The sequence below is a fragment of the Haliea sp. E17 genome, from assembly GCF_048323675.1.
GTDB lineage: Bacteria > Pseudomonadota > Gammaproteobacteria > Pseudomonadales > Halieaceae > Mangrovimicrobium.
Map to the genome: position 1 here is coordinate 478,771 of NZ_JBLWFK010000005.1, position 19,756 is coordinate 498,526.

Genomic DNA, 19,756 nt, shown 5'->3' on the forward strand with positions numbered 1-19,756 from the left:
CGCGCACCAATTTTCCAATCTTGAACAGACGGAAGCCCGCGTGACCCAAAGTACTAGCGAAAACCTGGGATTGATCGTCGCCATCAGCGTGGTGGCGACGATCGGCGGCTTCCTCTTCGGCTTCGACAGCGGGGTGATCAACGGGACCGTCCAGGGCCTGCAGGTAGCCTTCGATTCAGACAGTGTCGGCACCGGCTTCAATGTCGCCTCCATGTTGCTCGGCTGTGCGCTGGGTGCATTTTTCGCGGCGCGGCTGGCGGACCGTTTCGGCCGCCGCAGCCTGTTGATCGTCGCCGCCGGGTTTTTCCTGCTCAGTGCCTGGGGCTCGGGTATCGCCGGCAGTTCAGTCGAATTCGTGTGTTACCGGGTACTCGGTGGCCTCGCGGTGGGCGCCGCCAGCGTGCTGGCGCCGGCCTACATCAGCGAGATCGCGCCGGCGCGGATGCGCGGGGCGCTCGCCTCCATCCAGCAGATCGCCATCATCGTCGGCCTGTTTGCCGCCTTTGTCAGCAACTACCTGATCGCCGCTTACGCCGGCTCCTCGCTGGCCCCGCTCTGGTGGGGTTACGAGGCCTGGCGCTGGATGTTCTGGATGGAACTGGCCCCCGCCGGCCTGTTCCTGCTCGGCCTGCTGTTCATACCAGAGAGCCCCCGCTACCTCGTATTGAGCGGCGCCAGTGAGCGCGCCAACAGGGTGCTGACCCGCCTGTTCGGGGCGCAGGCGGCCGCCGGGAAAGTCGCAGAGGTCGAAGCATCATTGGCCGCGCATAGCGATCAGCCGCGGCTGGCTGACCTGCTTGTGCCCGGTACCCGCCGGCTGCGCAAGTTGGTCTGGGTCGGCCTGGGGCTGGCTGTGTTCCAGCAACTGGTGGGCATCAATGTGGTGTTCTACTACGGCGCGGTACTCTGGCAGTCCGTGGGTTTTTCCGAGGCCGATGCGCTGCTGATCAACGTGATTACCGGTGGCACGGGCATTATCGCCTGCCTGGTCACCCTGACGCTGATCGATCGCTGGGGGCGGCGCAACTTCCTGCTGCTGGGCTCGCTGGGCATGAGCGTGGCACTGGTGGTGATGGTCGCCTGCTTCGCCAGCGCCTCGCTGGATGCGCAGGGCGTGCTGCGGATGGCCGGCAGCACCGGGCGTATCGCCCTGGTCGCGGCCATCGGCTACGCCTTCCTGTTCAACATGACCTGGGGCCCGGTGATGTGGGTGATGCTGGGGGAGATGTTCCCCAACCAGCTGCGCGGCTCCGGGCTGGCGGTGAGCGGCCTGGCCCAGTGGCTGGCGAATTTCGCCATCGTGATGACATTTCCCCTGCTGCTGGCCGGCATCGGGTTGGCCGGTGCTTACACCATTTACGCGGCGTTTGCGCTGCTCTCGGTGGTCTTTGTGTCGTTCATGGTGCACGAGACCCGCGGGATGGAGCTGGAGGACATGCGGGCTTAGGTTCCTGGCGCGCCCTGTTGCAGTAAACCGTCGCGGGGGCCATTATGGCCTCTCCAAAGTTGTAGATGTAAACATGGAGTGGCGCCATGACTGCTTCCCCCCACCCCTTCGACCAGGCCATCCGCCTGCAATCCACCGCCGACGGGCGCTGCAGCGGACAGTCCCATCCCGCCTACGCCAATCTCGTCGGCCCCTTCGGCGGGGTGACCGCGGCGACCCTGCTGAACGCGGCCATGGGCCACCCCGACGTGCTGGGTGAGCCGGTAGCGCTGACGGTGAACTACGCCGCCCCCATCGCCGACGAGCCCTTCGACATCCGGGCTCGCGCGGTCCGCACCAACCGCTCCACCCAGCACTGGATCGTGGAGATGCAGCAGGACGGCGACGCCGTCGCGACGGCCACAGCGGTGTTCGCCAGGCGACGCGAGACCTGGTCGGCGCTGGAGATTGCCCCGCCACCGGTACCGCCGGCCAGCGAGGTGCCGGTGTTTGCAATCCCGCCCTACCTGCCCAGGTGGCTGCAGAACTATGAAATGCGGCTGGTGCACGGGGATGTCGATTTCAGCAGCGCGCAGGAAACGGATGATTCCGTGACCACCCTGTGGATGCGCGACCACCCGCCGCGCCCGCTCGACCACCTCTCTCTCGCGGCGCTGAGCGACGCCTTCCTGCCGCGGATCTTTGTCCGCCGCCAGCGCTTCGTACCTATCGGTACGGTGACCCTGACCACCTACTTCCACGCCGACAGCGCGCTGTTGGCAGCCCAGGGCGAAGCGCCGTTACTGGCGACCGCGCGGGCCTCGCGCTTTCGCGACGGTTATTTCGACCAGACCGCGGAGCTGTGGGGTAGCGACGGCGAGTTGCTGGCAACGACGCACCAGTTGGTGTACTACCGGGAATAGAGCGAGCCGGGGTGGTGCCCTGCTGCCCTCTTAGCAGGTTAAACAAAGGGTAATTTGTTGCTGCCCGGCGCGCTGGGTATGCTGGTCTACGTCGCTTCAAGGAAAACTATAATGCAAAAGTTGCGCGTTATTCAGTGGACCACCGGCAAGGTGGGCAAACTCGCCCTGCGCGGGATACTCGACGACCCACGGCTGGAACTGGCGGGGGTGTACGCCTGGTCTGAAGACAAGGCCGGTCTCGATGCCGGCGAGCTATGTGGTCGCCCCGCCTGCGGCGTCCAGGCTACCAATGACATTGATGCCCTGCTTGCGCTGGGTGCCGATACCGTTCTCTATACCCCCTTCATGGTCGACCTCGACCATGTCATCCGCCTGCTGGAAGGCGGCGCCGATGTCATCAGTACCAACCTTTTCCTCAATGTCGGCGGAATCCAGGGCGAGGTGCAGCAAAGGCTCGCCGCGGCCTGCGACAAGGGGGGTAGTTCCCTGTTTATCTCCGGCGTTAATCCCGGCTGGATCAATTCCACTGCCGCGGCGCTCACCGCGGTATGTCGGGATGTGAGATGCGTGACCATTGCAGAGTCGGCCGATTGTTCCGTGTATGAATCCGCGGAGACCTGGCAGGCCATGGGTATGGGTTTTCCGGAAGCTACAGAGGAAGTCATGGCGACCGTTCGCGCCTGGCTGATGTCGTTCTACGACTCAACCCAGCGGCTGGCGGCAGCCCTCGACTATACCCTTGACGATATGGAATTTTCCGCCGAGTTCGCCACCGCGGCGGAAACCGTCGATCTTGGCTGGTTCCGCATGGAGCAGGGTACCAACGCAGCCATTCGCGCCGGCTGGGACGGCAAGGTGGCAGGGCGCACCGTGGTGTCCAACCGGATCACCTGGTACCTCACCGATAAACTGAACGAGGGCTGGGAGTTCAGTGACGATCACTACCACCTGGTCGTTGACGGCGAGCCAGGAGTGGATACCCGCATACGCTTCGTACCCCCGGAGCACTGGAGCAACCACGACTGGGATACCATGACGGCGATGCCGGCGGTGAACGCGGTGCTGGATGTGAAGGCCGGTCCGGTAGGCATCCTCACGCTCAAGGAGGTTGGCCTGGTGAGTGCCCCGGCGGGACTCTGGAACTAGATTCACTTTCCTGGCGCCAGAAAAGCAAAAGGCCAGTCATATGACTGGCCTTTCCAGATATGGTGCCCAGGAGAGGACTTGAACCTCCACGCCCTTTCGAGCACTAGCACCTGAAGCTAGCGTGTCTACCAATTTCACCACCTGGGCATTCAGCGGGTGTGCAGACGCAACCCGTTGAGGGCGCGCACTTTATTATTACCGCGCGGACTTGTCAATCCTCAAGTATACTGCCGCAGGAAGATTTTTTTCCCATTTCAGAAAATTCATGACTACAAGGCACTCTATGGCCAAAAAAGGCAATCTTGCCGATCCTCACGCAGAGCGTGAGGCCGCCAAATACGACAATCCCATCCCCAGCCGAGAACTGATTCTCGAGGTCCTGACGCAGGCCAAACGGCCCCTCAGCCACAGCAAGTTGTGCAAGAAGCTCGACCTGGCGTCCGAGGAGCAGCAGGACGCCCTGCGCAAGCGCCTGCGCGCCATGGAGCGCGACGGCCAGCTGATGTACGACCGTGGCGGTTCCTACGCGCTGGTGGACAAGCTCAACCTGCTGCACTGCAAGGTGCAGGGGCACCGCGACGGTTACGGTTTCGCCATACCGCTGCAGGGCGGTGACGACGTCTACCTTAACGCCCGGCAGATGCACTTCGTCTTCGACGGCGACGAGGTGCTGGTGCAGGTCACCGGCGAAGATCGCCGCGGGCGCCTCGAAGGCAAGGTGATCGAAGTGCTGGCGCGGGGTATCAGCAGTATCGTGGGGCGCTACCAGGAGGAGAGCGGCATCGGCTTCGTGATCCCCGACAGCGGGCGCCTCACCCAGCAGGTCCTGATTCCGCCCAACGCCCGGGGCGGCGCAAAGAATGGCCAGATCGTCACTGCGGAAATCACCGACTACCCCACGCGCACGCTCGGGGCGAAGGCCCGCATCACCGAAGTGCTCGGCGACCACCTCGACCCGGGCATGGAAATCGATATCGCGATCCGCTCCCACGGCATTCCCCATGAATGGCCCGCGGCGGTGCAGGCCGAGGCCGCGGGGCTGGAGGACGAGCCGCTGGAGGCGGACAAGGAAAACCGGGTCGACCTGCGCGAGTTGCCCTTCGTCACCATCGACGGTGAGGACGCCCGGGATTTCGACGACGCGGTCTATTGCGAGAAGAGCCGCGGCGGCTGGCGCCTTTATGTGGCGATTGCCGACGTCTCCCACTACGTGCGCCCGGGCATGGCCCTGGATATGGAGGCCGCGCTGCGCGGCAACTCGGTGTATTTCCCGGAACGCGTGGTGCCGATGCTGCCGGAAGCGCTCTCCAACGGCCTGTGCTCGCTGAAGCCGAAGGTCGATCGCCTGGCGATGGTCTGCGAGATGGAGATCAGCCGCGCCGGGCGCATGACTGCCTACAAGTTCTACGAGGCGGTGATTCACTCCGCCGCGCGGCTCACCTATACCCAGGTTGGCGCGGTGCTGGAGAAGGGTGGCAGCCACGAGGTACGCAAGTTTCTGGTGCCCCACCTCGAGCGTCTGCACGCGCTGTACAAAGTCCTGCGCGAAGCCCGTGACGTGCGCGGCGCCATCGACTTCGAAACCGTGGAAACCCGCATCATCTTTGATGAGAACCGCAAGATCGACAGTATCGTGCCGGTGCAGCGCAACGATGCTCACAAGCTGATCGAGGAGTGCATGCTGGCGGCCAACGTGGCCACCGCCGAATTCTTCGAGGCCAACGGCCTGCCCATTCTCTACCGCGTGCACGAGGGGCCAAACGAGGAAAAGCTCGAGGGCCTGCGCAAGTTCCTCGGCGAACTGGGCCTCGACCTCGGCGGCGGGGTCAAACCCTCGCCTCTGGATTACCAGCGCCTGCTGGGTCAGGTGGCGGAGCGCGAGGATGCGCACGTGATCCAGACCATGCTGCTGCGCTCGCTCAGCCAGGCGGTCTACCAGCCGGAAAACAAGGGGCACTTCGGCCTGCACTACGAGGCCTACGCCCACTTCACCTCACCCATTCGCCGCTACCCGGACCTGCTGGTGCACCGCGGCATCCGCCACCTGATCCGCTCCCGGCGCAAGGTGGAGGGCGTACAGCGTGTCCCGGGCGCGGGCACCATCCCGGTGAAACAGATCTTCCCCTACGATGAACACAGCATGGCGGTGGCGGGCGAGCAGTGTTCGATGACCGAGCGTCGCGCCGACGACGCCACCCGCGAGGTGGACGCCTGGCTCAAGTGCGAGTACCTGCAGGATCACGTCGGTGACGAGTTCGACGGGGTAATCAGCGCGGTGACCAGCTTCGGCCTGTTCGTGGAACTCAAGGACATCTATATCGAAGGGCTGGTGCACGTGACAGCCCTCCCCGGGGACTACTACAACTTCGACCACTCCAAGCAGCGCCTCACGGGCGAGCGCACCGGGCGCAGCTTCCAGCTCGGTGGCAGCGTGCGGGTGCAGGTGGCGCGGGTGGACCTGGACGACCGCAAGATAGACCTCGAACTGCTCGACGCCAAGCCGCCAAAGAAAAAGGACCGGCAACAGGACGGGGCGAAGGGCGGCAAGAAGAAAAAACCGAAGAATGAGAGCAAACAGCCGCGCAAATCCGGCCACCGGCGCCGCTACTGATGGAAGTCGTTTACGGAATCCACGCGGTGGACAGCCTGCTGCGCCACAACCCGAAGAGCATCCGTGTGCTGCGCGCGCAGCAGGGCCGCGAGGACAAGCGCCTCGCCGGCCTGCTGGAACTGGCGCGCCAGCAGGGTGTCCGGGTGGAGCGCGAGCCGCGCCGCGAGCTGGACCAGCGGGTCGACGGCCGTCACCAGGGCGTGGTGGCCGAGGTCGCAGCCAGCGATACCGGCGCGAGCGGCGACAACCTCTGGGACGAAGCCCGCCTGCTGCGCGAGCTGGACACCCTGGGCGCGCCCGCGCTGCTCCTGGTCCTGGACGGTGTCACTGACCCCCATAACCTCGGCGCCTGCCTGCGCAGCGCGGACGCCGCCGGGGCAACGGCAGTCATCGTGCCGAAGGACAAGGCCGCCGACCTCAATCCTACCTCACGCAAGGTCGCCTGCGGTGCCGCGGAGGTGGTGCCCTTCGTGCGGGTCACCAACCTGGCCCGCACCCTGGAGGCGCTCAAGGAGCGCGGCGTGTGGATTTACGGCACCGCCGGGGAAGCCGAGGAGCATATCTACGCCCGCGACCTGACCGGCTCCCTGGCCCTGGTGATGGGTGCCGAGGGGAAGGGCCTGCGGCGCCTGACCCGGGAGCACTGCGACTTCCTGATCAAGCTGCCGATGGCGGGCTCCGTGAGCAGCCTCAACGTCTCCGTGGCGACCGGGATCTGCCTCTTCGAGGTGGTGCGACAGCGCTGCGGCTAGGCCCCGGCGCTGTTGCGGGCCAGGCGCCGGTACAGGCCGAGACCGGCGAAGATCAGCAGGCCCATCAGCAGTACCAGGCCGTATTCCACCATGGGAATCCGCAGCACCACCAGGAAGCCCGTTCCCTCGCCGCGGAAAAGCAGCGCGACGGCGCCCAGGTAGAGCGCAGCCAACAGCAATAACCAGCGCCGTTGCAGTCCCAGGCCGTGCATCTGGGTGACCACGAACAGGGCGAGGAAACCGAAGAAAAACATCCGCCAGGTGCCTGCGGAGAGCGTCAGGTAGGCGACCATGGCGCCGTGCACGGCGACGAAGCATTCCAGGGTCACTGTCCACCAGCGGTTGCTGTGGTAGCGGGTGCGCGCCAGGGAGCCCTGGAACAGGATGAGGAAGGTGTAGAACAGGCCCAGCAGGTGGCCGGCGTTGTCCTCGATGGGGTGGAACCAGAAGGTGTAAATGATCGCCCAGGCGAAGTAGTAGCCGTGGTACTGGCGCAGGAAAGCGCCGGGGCGCTGCAGCCAGTTGAGGCGATGGCCGAAGAACATGCCGCGGCGCTGGTTCTCGAACAGCAGCACCATGACCAGCAGCAGGACCACCGAACCCTGGCTCGCCATTACCGATGTGTCCTGGGCCAGCCCGTCGTAGAATACCCGGGTTTGCAGCACGTGCAGCGCGATGAACAGGGCGTTGACGCCCAGCGCCACCCAGTTGAGCGGCTGCATGCCGCCGCCGGGCCCTGGCGGCTGGGCGCGGAAGCGCGCGATCAGCCACCAGATGGCCAACTGGTGGCCAAGGTACAGCAGCCACGCGCTGACCCTGCCGCCCAGCGTGGGCTCCGGCAATTTCCAGTAATACCAGTGGGTGCCCTGGTCCGGGAGGAACATGCCCGGGTGGCTGTAGGGGCCGAGGGCGATGATCAGGCCGATCAGGGTGAGGCAGGCGCCGATGCCCAGCAGGTGTACGCGATTCACAGGGGATTGACTCCGGCAATGGGTGTGGGAGTGCTGGCTGGCTGGACCTGCAATGACCACAGGCAGACCAGCGCGTTGAACAGGCCGAACAGGGCGAAGGGCGCCGAGGGCATGAAGGTGGCGAAGAGCCAGCCGCCGCCGGCGGTGCCCACCAGGATACCCAATGCCCCGGCGACACCGAAGAAACCGATCACCGTGCCGCGACGAGCGGCCGGGGCGCGCTCGCCCACCAGCGCCTGGCTGCTGACAAAAGCGCTGATCTCTGCAATTCCCATCACGAATAACAAGCCCATCATCCACGGTGCACTGGGATCATCTACGCACAGAATCGCCAGGTAGACCACCGCGGCCAGTCCGGAGGCGGCAGTCACCGCGCGTACCCGGCTGATGCGGTCGCTGAGGAAGCCCATCAGCAGCGCACCCAGCAGTGCGCCGCTGACCACCGCGAGCACCCGCGGCACGGCCAGTTCGTACATCGCCGCGCTGGGGCTGAGCCCGTGGTCGGCGACACCGACCTGGACCAGCCACAGGCTGACGAAGGCGCTGGTCACCGCGAGGTCACCGCGGGAGATAAAGGCCGCGCCATAGGCCAGTGCGACCCCCGGGTCGCGCGCCGCGGCCATGCCCTCGCGCAGCATCTGGCGCAGGGGAATGCGCAGGTTGTCGACCAGCGTTGCAGCGCGCGGCGCCAGTCCCCGCCAGGCGATCAGTGCACCGATGAGCCCGAGGCCGGCGGCGGTGTTGAAGGTCATCCTCTGGGCCTCGAGTTCGCTGGCGCCCGCGGCGACCAGTGCCTGGGGCAGGCTGGCCAGCGCCGGCGGTACAAAGGCGCCGAGGGTCGCCACCAGTCCCTGCAGGCCGTTGGCGCGGCCGCGGGTCCGGTCGCGGGTATAGTCGGCGATCACGGTTACCATCATGCCGATGATGGCGGCGCCGCCAACGGCGATCACGACGCGGTAGAGCAACAGCTCGGCGATGGCGTCCGCGCGCGGGTACAGGGCGAAGCCGGTAGCGGTTACCAGCATGCCGAAGATGTACACCGGCCGGCGGCCGTAGCGGTCCGCCAGCGCGCCGGCTGGGCCCATCAGCAGGATCATCACCACCTCCTGCAGCGCGCTGAGGTAGCCGGTGAGCGTCGCCTGTTCGACGGCGGGAATGCCTATCACCTGCAGCAGGGCCGGCTGCAGGATGGCCAGCGTACCGGCGTAACTGGAGGAAACCAGCGCCAGCAGCAGGTAGGCGAGCAGGTGGCGACGGCGGATGCCGTCGCTCAGGTCGATGCCGAGAAAGCGCAGGGTGGTGGGTCGGCTGGCGCTATCGCTGTCAGCACTGCGTGTCATGTCGATGGTGTCCGGCTGTGCCCTGCAGGCTTTATGGCATAGTATCCCCGTGAAGCGCAGGGACTTTGCGTAATGTCAATTCCTGGGCCGCTGGTCCGTGCTGTAATCCGCTGCGTATACAGGTGCAGTAATGCGACGAGCGTGGAGCAGGTAATACGATGTTGACGAATCTCTGGTACGTGGCCGAGTGGTCGAACAAGGTCACCACTAAACCGGTAAAAGTGAAATTGCTGGGCCAGAATTTCGTGCTGTTCCGCGACAGCAAGGGCAAGGTGAGCTGCCTGAGCGATATCTGCATCCACCGCGGCGCCTCGCTGGCCGGCGGCAAGACCACCAAGCGCGACTGCGTCGCCTGCCCCTACCACGGCTGGGAGTTCAATGGCGAAGGCAAGGTGGCCTTCATTCCCTCGCGCGGCGAGGGGGCGGACGTGCCCCAGCGCGCCCGCGTCGATGCCTACCCCACCGAGGAACGCTACGGCATGATCTGGGTCTTCCTCGGCGACCTGCCCGAGGAGGAGCGCTACCCGATCCCGCCCTTTCCGGAGTTCGAGGACCGCAAGAACTGGCGGCCGATCTACACCCAGTTCGACTGGACCGGCTCGGTGGACCGGGTGGTGGAAAACGGTATCGATATCGCCCACACCGCCTTCGTCCACCCGGGCTTCGGATACCCCGAGATGGCGGACAAGAACCACATCGCCAGTATCGAAGCCACCGAAAGCTCCGGTGCGTCATCCTGCGTGCTTTACCCGCCGCAGCTGGAAGGCAACCTCGGGTTGATGCGCTTCGCCCGCCGCGACAAGGCGGAGACTCACGTCCACCCCGGCTTTTACCTCTCCGGCCACTGCGTGCGCCTGCACATCCAGATCAACGCCTGGATGGAAACCATTATTTTCGACGCCAACACGCCGATCGACGAAAACCACACCCGTTCCTTCGTGGTGCAGCTGCGCAACTTCTTCAAGTGGGGCATTTTCGACAAGGGCTCGGTGAAGCGCACCCAGAAGGTGTTTGGCGAAGATGCGGCGATCGTCGAGGCCCTGTCCCCAAACTACCTGCCGGAAACCCTGCAAACCGAGGTCTCGGTGGAGCAGGACCGCTTCATGAACGCCTGGCGCCGGGTGCGCAAGGTGCATATCGACAAGGGCTGGAAGGTCGACAGCAAGGCCATGGAGCCCTTTGCGGGCGAGAAAGTGTTTACCATCCCGTCGCCGGCGCGGCGGACCAACCCCGAGATTCCCTGGGCCCTGGAGACGGTGCCGCTGGTACCGCCGGTGACCAATCCGCGCAGGGCGGCGGAACAGGAACAGGAACTGGAATCGCGCAGCGCCTGAGCGGCGCACCGCTGGCGGGGAGCTGAACGCTACTCCGCCAGCGCCATTTCCCGCAGCGCGTCGTGGTCGAGAATCTCCACCGTATGGGCGGAGAAGATATCGATCACCCCGTCGCGCTTGAGCTTGCTGAAGGCGCGGCTCACAGTCTCGATGGTGAGCCCGAGGTAGTCGGCGATATCCTGGCGGGTCATCACCAGTTCCACCATGCGGGTGCGCGCGTCCGGCTTGCGGCTGTGCAGTTGCTGGAGCAAAAAGCAGACCCGCTCGTGGGCCTTCTTCTGGCCGAGGGCAAAGACCTGGTCGAGGGCGTGGGCGAGAATATTGCCGCCGATGTCGCGCACGTTTTCCTTCAACTGGGGAATCTCCTCCTGCAGCGGCAGGAAGGAGCGCATCGGCAGTTCCCGGACCGTCGCCGGGGTCAGGGCCGATACCGAAAACTCGTAGTACTTGTACTGGGCGATGCCGATGAAGTTGCCGGGGTGGATGAAGGCCACCACCTGGCGGCGGCCCGTGGAGGAGTTGCGCTCCATCATCATCACCCCGTCCTCGACCATGTAGACCGAGCGCGCCTCGCTGTGCTGGTGCATCAGGAAGGATTCCGGCGCGATCTGGCGGCGGACGGTGCACTGGTTGAGTTTGGCGATTTCAGACTCGGACAGCCCGGTCAGCAGGGTAGTCAGTGGGGTGCTGGGGAATCTGGCTGCGCTACCGGGCACGCTGGCTCTCTCGTGGACTGTCCTGCAGCGATAGTAAACGCTCCCACCGGACGGTGCCAGCTGCCGGTGGGGGGTATTGCGCATTTCAGTCAATGTAGTGTGCGGAGAGAATGTGTTCGCCCGGTTCCCAGCGCAGCACCCCGAAAGTCGTGTAGCGCAGGCGCTGGGATTCGATGAACTGCCAGGCGCAGACGGTGGTGTAGTCCGCGTCGACCACGGTCTCCCGCGACCACAATTTGACCGCCTCGCCCAGCACGTGGCGCACCGAGTAGAGATAGCGGCCGTAGGACTTGCCGTTGCCGTGCAGGTCGGGGCCGTGGAACTGGTGGCCGCCGCCGTTGCGGGTGCGCAGGGCGGTCCACTTGCGGTTGATCACCCCGCTAATCTCGATGGTTTGCTCCGAGTGCAGCAGGTTGATCGGGCGGTGGTGCACGGTCACTGTGTTGGTGCCGATGAAATTCTGCTGGTCGTCGTAGACCTCGAATTCGCCGCGGAACACCCCCTCGTATTTCACCGGCAGGTTGAAGGGCCGCTTGGCCTCGACTTTCTCCCGCGCCAGGAAGTCCTCCACGTATTGTTGGGTGTCCGGGTTGCTGTCGTAGTCCTGGGTGACCACGTAGAGCCCGTTGAACACCCCGACCAGGGTGTCGCCTTCGAACAGCTGTGAGGAGTACACCTGCATGGCCAGCTCCGGCACCACGTGATTGACCGTGCGCAGCTGCACGTTCCAGCCCGGCGAGTAATAGTAGGAATCCACCAGCAAGCCGTAGGGCTTGCCGGAACCGTAAAAGTCGGGACCGGTGTAGATGCGGTCCTGGTCCGAGTCGATGACGCCGAACTCCATGCGCGCGCCGATCTCGAAGCGGTCCATCAGCGGGCCGGTGGCGTCGAACATCGTCTCCATCCAGAAGGTGGTGCGGCCGTCGTGGTATTCGCTGGCGCGCTTTACGCGGTTGTCGCCGACCCAGGTGCCGTCGTGCTCGAACAGTGAGGGGCAGCCGTGCCATTGGCCGTCGATCGACTGCTGCCAGTTACTGGGTTTCTTGTCCGCTGTCATGGAATGTCCTTTGCAGTTGGTCGTGAAATGTCGTTGCGCCCCGTCGCCGCGCTACTGCGGCAGCCAGGCCTGCGGGTTGCCGAGCTGGCGCGCCAGCGCCGCCAGCGCCCGGGCGTCCTGGCGGCAATAGCCGCGCAGGAAGCGGCTGATCGCTCCCAGCAGCTGGCGTCGCAGGTAGCGGGCGGGGCGGGAAATCGGGTAGTCGATAAAAGGGCGCCCGGTGCAGCCGTCCTCGGGGAAGGCCAGGGAAAAATGGTTGGCGCCGCGCAGGATGCCGAGGTAGCTGGCCGCCCGCTGCGCTGGCAGGGCCTCGTCGAAGCTGCGCCGCAGCATACCCGCGGCGTCCAGCGAGCCGGGCGCCAGCCCGTAGCGGTGCAGGCTCTCGGCGATGCAGCCGTCGCAGTCGCCGCCCAGCATCAGGGTCGGCACTTCCGCGGGCAGCGCGAACTGCGCGCCCTCGGCATAGCCGAGCGCGCTGGCGGCGCCGGCATGGGCGCCATAGGTAAAGGTGGCGCACAGCCCCGGCAGCCAGTCCCGGCGCGCGTTGAGCAGGGCGACGCTGCCCCCCGCCGAGTGGCCGCCGAGGACGATGCGTTCGAGGTCCAGCAGGCCTTCCAGCAATCCCGATCCATTGAGTGCAAGCAGCGCGTCGCGGATCGCGCCCAGCGCCGTGGCCGAGGGGCGGGAACCGTACTGGTCGGGCAGCAGGGCGGCGACATCCAGCCCCGGTGTCAGGCTGGTATAGCCGGGCATTTCCTCGCCGATCATGCAGGGCAGGACGCAGGCGAAACCCTGCGCCGCCAGCGCCTGGGCCAGCCAGGCGTAGGATTCCGGGCCGACGTTGATGCCCGGCAGCAGGATCACCACCGGGCAGGGTCCCCTGCCGTGATCCGCGGGCACGCAGCCGCTGTTGCGCTCCTCGGCCGTGTTGCCGAAGAGGGCGGGGTAGTAGACCTTGAGCTGGGCGCGGTCGTAGGGAGCGGGTTGCCCGGGCACGGCGACCGCCCGGTACAGCGCTCTTACCCGCCAGTTGCGCATGGTCAGTTGATACCGGGCCGCGGCAGGGTGCGGTTACCGCCCCACAGTGTTTCCACCATGGCGTTGGCGTTCTCCACGCCGAACATCTTGTCGGCGATGACATTGGCCGGGTCGCGCTCGCAGATCGTGCGGCGGATGGCCTCGTCGCGGGCCGCCAGTGCCGCCCGTTCCTCGACGGGGGTGGCCTCGGCGGCATCGACCCAGCCCAGCCAGCGCTCCAGGCGCTCCAGCGCGACATCGCGCAGCAGGGCGATGGTGTCGTCGGCCACCGGTGCGGTGTAGCACACAGCGGTGGGCGTCAGCGCGACCCGGGTATAGAGGTCCTGGCTGATAAAGGGGTTGAGGCGCTGGTCGGCCTGCAGGCGCAGGAACTCCTGGTTGACCTCGGTGTAGTAGCGGTCGAGGTAGTCGGGGTTGGTGGCGAGTTCGCAGCGCGGCAGGTAGTCCATGTAGACGAAGATGTCCGGCACCGTGCCCAGGGCGAAACCGAAGTGCGGCACGCGGGACTGCGGCCCCATGCTCAGGGTGATGTGCATGTTGGTGAAGGTGGATTCCGGCGAGCCGATGTAGGAGTGGATGTACCAGTCCACTTCGGGGCCGCTGAAGGCCTTGAGCGAGCCCTCGGATTCGCTGCCCAGTTCGCGGTAATCGGCGAAGCGCTCGCAGCAGGGATCGCGCTGCAGCTCGAAGCGCTGCTGGATGCGCTGGTCCATCTCGCCGAGGATCGCCCAGAGCTGCTCGAACACGCCGCGGTTGTCGACGTCAGGGGTTTGCTCCACGAGGTCGGCGATGGAGGTCAGGATGCGGTCGCTCATGCTTGCTCACTTCTCGGATAGGTTGGTGACGAGTAGTGATCATACGCCCGGCCCGGAGCGCCAGCTTGACAATAGTCAAACCTGCGGGCACCCCGCGGCGCTACCTTAGGTTGCAGTTGGCAGGAAGCCTCAGCCGGACCAGATGGTCGACTGGAAAGGGGTCTCGTGCACCGGCCCCTCGCTGCCGCGCGGGTCCAGCGGGTGGCGCCGCTCGCAACTCGGCCACAGCCGGGTGCCGCGGGCGGTGAGCGTGCGCACCGCCGCGCCGTGGCGGTAGAGCACCGTGTGGCGCACCCGCTCGCCCGGCGCGGTGAGCATGATGAAGTCCGGCTCCATGTAGGTGCTGGTGGCCGCGTCCAGTTGGCGGGCGTTGAAGGTCAGGATGCCCGGTCCGCCGGACATGCCGATGTTCTCGTAGGCGCCGGGGCCGAGGGAGTCGAATACCAGCACGCCGTCGCGCATGTAACCGCTGAAGGTTTTCACGCCGGCGGCGCGGCCGCGGATGTGCACGTTGGTGAGCTGCAGGCGCTCGCCGTCGAAGTCGAGGTAGACCAGGTTGTCGAAGGGCCCCGGGCCAGGGGTGCCCGCCCCGGCGGTCGAGTCGTCATCCAGCGGGCTGCCGTCGAGATTGAACAGCTCGATATGGTCGTGCCAGGTGCCGTGCATCTGTTGCAGGGTGTGGCCGACCGAGCCGACGGGGTGGCGGATTGCGGGTTTGTTGGTCGTGGGTCTCATGTGGTCCTCGTCAGGTCTGACGGCAGGGCTTTACTGCCGCCCGAAATTGTAGAGTGAAGGGTGTTTGATCACCCGGGGGAAAGGAATGAAAAACGTAGTAATCACCGGCAGCACCCGCGGTATTGGCCTCGGTCTCGCGCGCAGCTTCCTGGAACTGGGTTGCGCGGTAGTGATCGCCGGGCGCAGCGCGGAAGACGTCGCCATGCGGGTGGAAGCGCTGGGCGCCGAATTCGGCAGCGAGCGGGTCGCCGGGGCCGCTTGCGAAGTGACCTCCAGCGAGGACCTGCAGGGGCTGTGGCAGGCCGCCGTGGATGCCTTCGGCAGCGTGGATGTCTGGATCAACAACGCCGGAATCAGCGTGCCGCGCAAAGCCCTGTGGGAGCAGGCCCCGGAGGACCTCATGCGCCTGGTGGAGGTCAACCTCGGCGGTGTGCTGCTGGCCAGCCGGGTGGCGCTGGCGGGCATGCTGGCCCAGGGCCGGGGCCAGGTCTGGAACATGGAAGGCTTCGGCAGCGGCGGGCAGATGCAACCGGGTATGTGCGCCTACGGTGCGACCAAGCGGGCGGTGAGCTACATCAATGGCGCCCTGCAAAAAGAGGTGCGCGGCAGCGGGGTGCAGGTAAGCACCCTGAGCCCCGGAATCGTGGTGACCGACCTGCTGGTGGGCGACTATGACACCACCTCCCCCGAATGGGAAAAGAGCAAGCGTATATTCAACATTCTCGGCGACCGGGTGGAAACCGTGACGCCCTGGCTCGCCCGGCGGGTGCTGGACTCGCGCAAGAGCGGCGATAGCGTGGCCTGGCTCAGCGGCCGCAAGGCTTTCTGGCGCTTTCTCACCGCGGCCTTCAGCAAGCGCGACCTGTTCACCGACATGGCCTGATCAGGGACCGCTGGCTTCGGGCAGCGGGGCGTCGGGCTGCAGGCGCAGCAGCAGCGACCAGGCGCACACCAGGGCGGCGATCAGGCCGAAGAATACAAAGGGCCCGGCATACAGCCAGTGGTCGAAGAGGTAGCCGCCGACCACCGAGGCGATCAGGATGCCCACCGCCCCGGACAGCGTGAAGATACCCACCACCGAGCCGCGCAGGCGGTTGGGCGCCTGTTCGGCGATCAGTACCCCGCTGGTGATGATGCAGCCGACCTCCGCCATGCCGATCAGCACCAGGCAGATAATCGCCGGCAGCCCGAAGGGGCTGTCGACAAAGTAGGTCGCGCTGTAGCCCACGGCGCCGATGGCCAGGGTCAGGGCCAGCGCCGACACCCGGCGCAGGCGGTCGGAGAGCATGCCGAACACCGGTGCGCTGAGCAGCGAGGCGGAGTAGGAGATGGCCAGCAGGCCGCCGCCCTTGCTCACGGCTTCCGCGGAAGTCATGCCCAGCACCGTGGTGCCGTAGATCGAGGCCCACAGGGTGTAGAAGGTGCCCACCACGGCGAGGTTGCCGCGGGCCACGAAGGAGGCGGCGTAGGCCAGCGCGATCACCGGGCGGCGCGCCTCGCCCATGCCCTCGCGCAGTTGCTGCAGCAGGGGCGGACTGTCCTCGTGACGCTCGTCGACTCCGCGTTTCAGGCCGAAGAACATGGCGGCGGCGATGGCGATTACCACCACGGCCATGGTGGTGTAGGTCGCCCAGGCCGCCGCTTCCGCGTCCATGCCCTGGCCCTGGTACAGTGCAGGCAGGCGCAGCAGGAACAGGGCGGCGGTCATCGCCCCCAGGCCGTTCATCACGCCCAGCCAGCCGGTGGCCTTGCCGCGGCTGGAGTCGGTGACGTAGTCGGCCATCAGCGTGATCAGCATGGTGCTGATGGCGGCGATGCCCGCGGAATAGATGGCCCGCGCCAGCAGCAGGCCGTTAAGGTCGCGGGTCACGCCGTACATGAAGATGCCGGCGGCGATCAGTACAAAGCCCAGCACGGTCACCCAGCGGCGGCCGATGCGGTCGGAGAGGGAACCCCAGATGCCGACCGTGAGGATGATGACGATTTCGCCCCAGAAATTGAGATTGCCGCTGACTACCCCCTGGCGGCTGGTCTCCAGTTGCAGCACTTCGTTGAGCAGGAAGGGCTGGGTCTGTGGCACGAAGGTCGCGAGCATGATCGCCGCGTAGCACGACAGGTAAAAGGTGAGCATATGCCCTGTGGTGACGCCCGGGTTGAGGGCGATGCCGAGAAAGCGCGCTTGCGCGGAAGTAACTGACATGTAAGGTTTCCCTGTGATTTAGGGGTTGTACGCAGTGCGCGGCGAACTGGCCTTGTTTCCAGCCAGTCGCATCACAGCAGGTGCATCCCGAAGGCGGCGTTGAGGAACAGCCCGGCCCAGATACACCAGACCCAGGGCCGGCAGCGGCCGATGGTGCGGCGCAAGGTCGCGTTGGCCGCCTCGACATCCTTTCCCGCCAGCAAGTTGCCAAAGGCCGCGCCGAAAGGCCGCAGGTTGACGCGAATCATCAGGCCGCAGAAAACCATGGCCGCGAAAACAAGGATTTTCCAGCCCAGCCAGGCGCCGCTGGCCTGCAGCGCACCAACCAGAATCGCGCCGCCGACGGCGAACAGGGCCACGACCACGGTGATGCGGAACCAGAAATCCACCTCGGCAATGTATTTTGCCGCAGGCGTTCCCTCGCGCAGGTAAATCGTCAGCACCATGGCGAACCAGAGGATCACCGCCAGCCACAGGCCGAGCATGGCCGCGATGGGCAGTGCCAGCATGCCGGCACTGGTGGCCAGTTGCGCGCCGAGGGCGAGGATCAGCGGCATGGCCAGTTTCGGGCCCATGTCGCAGGCCAGCATGATGTGCAGCGCAGTGCCGCGCGCCTCGTTGCCGAGGTCCTCGCGCACCACCTGGCGGCTGGCGAGGTAGGTGCCGAGGTCGCCGCCCAGCCAGTAGACGAAGGCGATCAGGTGGGCGAATTTGAGCGCGAGGTAGATGCTCATGGCCGGTATCTCCATTGCGTTGCCGCTTGGCAAAAGTCAAAAAAACTGGCGGCGGGATTGATAGGATAGGGTGCTGTCGCCCTCGCCCGGGTGCTTTGACATTTATCACCTTTGGACATTCTTTATGACCGCCACCATCCGTGTAGCCGCCGCGCAGTTCCATGTCGGCAACGATGTCGCCGCCAATCTCGCCACCTGCCTGCGCATGCTCGACAGCGCCGCCGAATGCCGGCCGGACCTGATCCTGCTGCCCGAGTTCTGCAACCACCTGTCCTGGTATGACAGCGGCGAGCAGTGCTACGAGGTGGCGGTCGAACTGGACGGGCCCTTTCTCGCCGCAATCGCCGCGAAGGCGGCGGAGCTCGGTGTTTACGTGGCGATCAATTGCACGGTGCGCCGCCCGGGCGGCCTGACCACCGGTTCCAGCCTGCTCTACTCGCCGCAGGGTGAGTTGCTGGCGGACAACACCAAGCAGATCTACATCGGCCACGAGAACACTTTCCTGGAGAAGGCGCTGACGCCGGCGCCGGTAGTGGACACCCCGCTCGGTCGACTCGGTCTCTACGCCTGCATGGACGGCGTGATCAACGAACCGCCGCGGGCGCTGGCCCTCAACGGCGCACAGGTATTGCTCAACAGCTTCAATTCCTTCGCCACTGACGAAGGCAGCCTGCACGTGCCGGTGCGGGCAGCGGAGAACCGGGTGTTCGTGGTGGCGGCGAACAAGGTGGGGCCGCTGGTGCCGGAGGGCATGCTCGACGCGGTAAGTGCGGCCACCGGGATACCGCCACGTTTCCTCTGCGGCGCCGGCGAGAGCCAGATCGTGGCCCCGGACGGCGAGGTGCTGGCCATCGCGTCGATGGACCAGGAGGAAGTGATTTTCGCCGACATCCAGCCGGCGCTGGCGCTCGACAAGCGCCGTCCGGACGGCACCGACCTGTTCGCCAGCCGGCGTCCCGCGCTGTACCGGCCGATCACCGACGACCCCGCCGGCCAGCAACTGCCGACCATGGGTGGTGCGCAGCAACTGCAGGCTGCGCTGGTACAGTGGGGGGGCGAGGCGGACGCGGCGCAGCTGGGCGAGCAGGTCGCCGCGGCGGTGCGCGGCGGCGCAGCGCTGGTACTGCTGCCACCGCTGTTTGCTGCCGCGAGCGAGCCCGGCGCCGCGGCGGAACGTTGCGCCGCCCTGTTGCCGGTGATCAGCGCCGCGGCGGGCGAAGCGCATGTCGCCACCAGTGCAGTCCTGCCGGGCGAAACCGGACTGCAGCACTGTGCGGTGCTGCTCGATCGCCACGGCATCGCCCTGCGCCAGCCCCAGGTGCACCGCTCCGAGCGTTTCGCCTTCAGCGTACTGGCCGACACATTCAGCAGCCTGGAACTGCCCGGGGCGCGGGTCGCGGTGCTCACCAGCGACGACACGCTCTACCCGGAGACCTTCCGGCTGCTGGCCCTGCAGGGCGTCGAGGTGGCGCTGGTACCGCTGGCCCCGCTGGAGGCCTGGGAGCTGCGCACCGGGCTGGTGGAGCGCGCTGCGGAGAACCGCATCAACCTGCTGGCCTGCGTGGCTGACGCGCAGTTCGGGGAGAGTCTCGCCTGTGTGCTGCAAACCGACTTCACGGTGCTCACCGAATGGCAGGAGCGGCCCTTCGACGGCCTGCTCAGCCAGCCCGAACTGACCCGCTTCCCGGCCGGGGCCGGGGTATTTCCGGTGATCCTGCGGCCGGCCAACGCGGCGAACAAGGTGGTGTCCGAGAACACCGACCTGCTGGCGGACCGTCCCTGGCAGCCGTGTTCTGTGATAAGTGCGCCGTGATCAGTGCGTTGTAATTGGTGCCCCGCGACCGGATTGCAGCGCTTTGCTGTCTGTCAGTTTTGCGATTTATCAACACCCCGCGGCCTCCGGCCATGCACACTCAGGGCTGATTGATAGTAAATCCGGTCGCCGCCACTGCGGCGCC

Annotated in this window: 16 protein-coding genes, 1 tRNA gene and 1 pseudogene; 8 read left to right on the plus strand and 10 right to left on the minus strand. The window is 66.0% G+C overall.

Annotated features, from left to right (window positions below):
• Positions 1–31: 31 nt before the first annotated feature.
• The 3 genes and pseudogenes from ACNKU3_RS15610 to ACNKU3_RS15620 all read left to right on the plus strand — a co-directional run.
• A pseudogene (locus ACNKU3_RS15610) lies at positions 32–1,447 on the plus strand (sugar porter family MFS transporter); the annotation flags it as partial.
• A gap of 86 nt (positions 1,448–1,533) precedes the next feature.
• Positions 1,534–2,349: an acyl-CoA thioesterase gene (locus ACNKU3_RS15615; protein WP_418260439.1), complete on the plus strand. Its 816-nt coding sequence runs from the start codon at positions 1,534–1,536 to the stop codon at positions 2,347–2,349.
• A gap of 111 nt (positions 2,350–2,460) precedes the next feature.
• A complete protein-coding gene (locus ACNKU3_RS15620; RefSeq protein ID WP_418260440.1) occupies positions 2,461–3,495 on the plus strand; it encodes a hypothetical protein in 1,035 nt (344 codons plus the stop codon).
• A gap of 60 nt (positions 3,496–3,555) precedes the next feature.
• Here the strand turns inward: ACNKU3_RS15620 and ACNKU3_RS15625 are convergent.
• A tRNA-Leu gene (locus tag ACNKU3_RS15625) sits at positions 3,556–3,642 on the minus strand.
• 118 nt (positions 3,643–3,760) lie between these two features.
• Between ACNKU3_RS15625 and rnr the strand changes: the two genes are divergently transcribed.
• Together rnr and rlmB are read left to right on the plus strand one after the other, a co-directional pair.
• Positions 3,761–6,106: a ribonuclease R gene (gene rnr, locus ACNKU3_RS15630; protein WP_418260441.1), complete on the plus strand. Its 2,346-nt coding sequence runs from the start codon at positions 3,761–3,763 to the stop codon at positions 6,104–6,106.
• Entirely contained in the window at positions 6,106–6,858 is a 753-nt protein-coding gene (gene rlmB, locus ACNKU3_RS15635; RefSeq protein ID WP_418260442.1) for a 23S rRNA (guanosine(2251)-2'-O)-methyltransferase RlmB, read from the plus strand. The genes rnr and rlmB overlap by 1 nt, the downstream gene beginning before the upstream one ends.
• Here the strand turns inward: rlmB and ACNKU3_RS15640 are convergent.
• Together ACNKU3_RS15640 and ACNKU3_RS15645 are read right to left on the minus strand one after the other, a co-directional pair.
• Entirely contained in the window at positions 6,855–7,829 is a 975-nt protein-coding gene (locus ACNKU3_RS15640; RefSeq protein ID WP_418260443.1) for a hypothetical protein, read from the minus strand. The genes rlmB and ACNKU3_RS15640 overlap by 4 nt on opposite strands.
• Positions 7,826–9,169 (minus strand): MFS transporter, encoded by a 1,344-nt coding sequence (locus tag ACNKU3_RS15645; RefSeq protein WP_418260444.1) that lies wholly within the window; start codon positions 9,167–9,169, stop codon positions 7,826–7,828. The genes ACNKU3_RS15640 and ACNKU3_RS15645 overlap by 4 nt, the downstream gene beginning before the upstream one ends.
• Positions 9,170–9,327: 158 nt before the next feature.
• Between ACNKU3_RS15645 and ACNKU3_RS15650 the strand changes: the two genes are divergently transcribed.
• Positions 9,328–10,503 (plus strand): Rieske 2Fe-2S domain-containing protein, encoded by a 1,176-nt coding sequence (locus ACNKU3_RS15650; RefSeq protein WP_418260445.1) that lies wholly within the window; start codon positions 9,328–9,330, stop codon positions 10,501–10,503.
• 29 nt (positions 10,504–10,532) lie between these two features.
• Here ACNKU3_RS15650 and ACNKU3_RS15655 read toward each other — a convergent pair whose 3' ends face one another.
• From ACNKU3_RS15655 to ACNKU3_RS15675, 5 genes are all read right to left on the minus strand, one after another.
• Positions 10,533–11,219, minus strand: coding sequence for a Crp/Fnr family transcriptional regulator (locus tag ACNKU3_RS15655; protein WP_418260446.1), 687 nt, complete (start codon positions 11,217–11,219; stop codon positions 10,533–10,535).
• 85 nt (positions 11,220–11,304) lie between these two features.
• The gene (locus ACNKU3_RS15660) at positions 11,305–12,276 is read right to left on the minus strand and encodes a hypothetical protein (protein WP_418260447.1); all 972 of its coding nucleotides are present in this window, start codon (positions 12,274–12,276) and stop codon (positions 11,305–11,307) included.
• Positions 12,277–12,327: 51 nt separating this feature from the next.
• Complete coding sequence (locus ACNKU3_RS15665) at positions 12,328–13,314, minus strand: hypothetical protein (protein ID WP_418260448.1); 987 nt, start codon at positions 13,312–13,314, stop codon at positions 12,328–12,330.
• A gap of 2 nt (positions 13,315–13,316) precedes the next feature.
• Positions 13,317–14,129, minus strand: coding sequence for a hypothetical protein (locus ACNKU3_RS15670; protein WP_418260449.1), 813 nt, complete (start codon positions 14,127–14,129; stop codon positions 13,317–13,319).
• A 129-nt stretch (positions 14,130–14,258) separates the two neighbouring features.
• Positions 14,259–14,864 (minus strand): hypothetical protein, encoded by a 606-nt coding sequence (locus tag ACNKU3_RS15675; RefSeq protein ID WP_418260450.1) that lies wholly within the window; start codon positions 14,862–14,864, stop codon positions 14,259–14,261.
• An 85-nt stretch (positions 14,865–14,949) separates the two neighbouring features.
• On the opposite strand from ACNKU3_RS15675, the gene ACNKU3_RS15680 reads away from it, so the two are divergent.
• The gene (locus ACNKU3_RS15680; protein WP_418260451.1) at positions 14,950–15,747 is read left to right on the plus strand and encodes an SDR family oxidoreductase; all 798 of its coding nucleotides are present in this window, start codon (positions 14,950–14,952) and stop codon (positions 15,745–15,747) included.
• Here the strand turns inward: ACNKU3_RS15680 and ACNKU3_RS15685 are convergent, their stop codons facing one another.
• Entirely contained in the window at positions 15,748–17,064 is a 1,317-nt protein-coding gene (locus ACNKU3_RS15685) for an MFS transporter (RefSeq protein WP_418260452.1), read from the minus strand.
• A gap of 71 nt (positions 17,065–17,135) precedes the next feature.
• On the minus strand, positions 17,136–17,798 hold the full coding sequence (locus tag ACNKU3_RS15690; RefSeq protein ID WP_418260453.1) for a hypothetical protein: 663 nt from the start codon (positions 17,796–17,798) through the stop codon (positions 17,136–17,138).
• 124 nt (positions 17,799–17,922) lie between these two features.
• Here ACNKU3_RS15690 and ACNKU3_RS15695 point away from each other — a divergent pair, with 124 nt between their 5' ends.
• Positions 17,923–19,611: a nitrilase-related carbon-nitrogen hydrolase gene (locus tag ACNKU3_RS15695; RefSeq protein ID WP_418260454.1), complete on the plus strand. Its 1,689-nt coding sequence runs from the start codon at positions 17,923–17,925 to the stop codon at positions 19,609–19,611.
• Positions 19,612–19,756: the final 145 nt, after the last annotated feature.

Coding starts and splice junctions, on each gene's coding strand:
- ACNKU3_RS15615 (WP_418260439.1), top strand. CDS start 1,534: ATGACTGCTTCCCCCCACCCCTTCGACCAGGCCATCCGCCTGCAATCC.
- ACNKU3_RS15620 (WP_418260440.1), top strand. CDS start 2,461: ATGCAAAAGTTGCGCGTTATTCAGTGGACCACCGGCAAGGTGGGCAAA.
- rnr (WP_418260441.1), top strand. CDS start 3,761: ATGACTACAAGGCACTCTATGGCCAAAAAAGGCAATCTTGCCGATCCT.
- rlmB (WP_418260442.1), top strand. CDS start 6,106: ATGGAAGTCGTTTACGGAATCCACGCGGTGGACAGCCTGCTGCGCCAC.
- ACNKU3_RS15645 (WP_418260444.1), bottom strand. CDS start 9,169: ATGACACGCAGTGCTGACAGCGATAGCGCCAGCCGACCCACCACCCTG.
- ACNKU3_RS15650 (WP_418260445.1), top strand. CDS start 9,328: ATGTTGACGAATCTCTGGTACGTGGCCGAGTGGTCGAACAAGGTCACC.
- ACNKU3_RS15660 (WP_418260447.1), bottom strand. CDS start 12,276: ATGACAGCGGACAAGAAACCCAGTAACTGGCAGCAGTCGATCGACGGC.
- ACNKU3_RS15665 (WP_418260448.1), bottom strand. CDS start 13,314: ATGCGCAACTGGCGGGTAAGAGCGCTGTACCGGGCGGTCGCCGTGCCC.
- ACNKU3_RS15670 (WP_418260449.1), bottom strand. CDS start 14,129: ATGAGCGACCGCATCCTGACCTCCATCGCCGACCTCGTGGAGCAAACC.
- ACNKU3_RS15675 (WP_418260450.1), bottom strand. CDS start 14,864: ATGAGACCCACGACCAACAAACCCGCAATCCGCCACCCCGTCGGCTCG.
- ACNKU3_RS15680 (WP_418260451.1), top strand. CDS start 14,950: ATGAAAAACGTAGTAATCACCGGCAGCACCCGCGGTATTGGCCTCGGT.
- ACNKU3_RS15685 (WP_418260452.1), bottom strand. CDS start 17,064: ATGTCAGTTACTTCCGCGCAAGCGCGCTTTCTCGGCATCGCCCTCAAC.
- ACNKU3_RS15690 (WP_418260453.1), bottom strand. CDS start 17,798: ATGAGCATCTACCTCGCGCTCAAATTCGCCCACCTGATCGCCTTCGTC.
- ACNKU3_RS15695 (WP_418260454.1), top strand. CDS start 17,923: ATGACCGCCACCATCCGTGTAGCCGCCGCGCAGTTCCATGTCGGCAAC.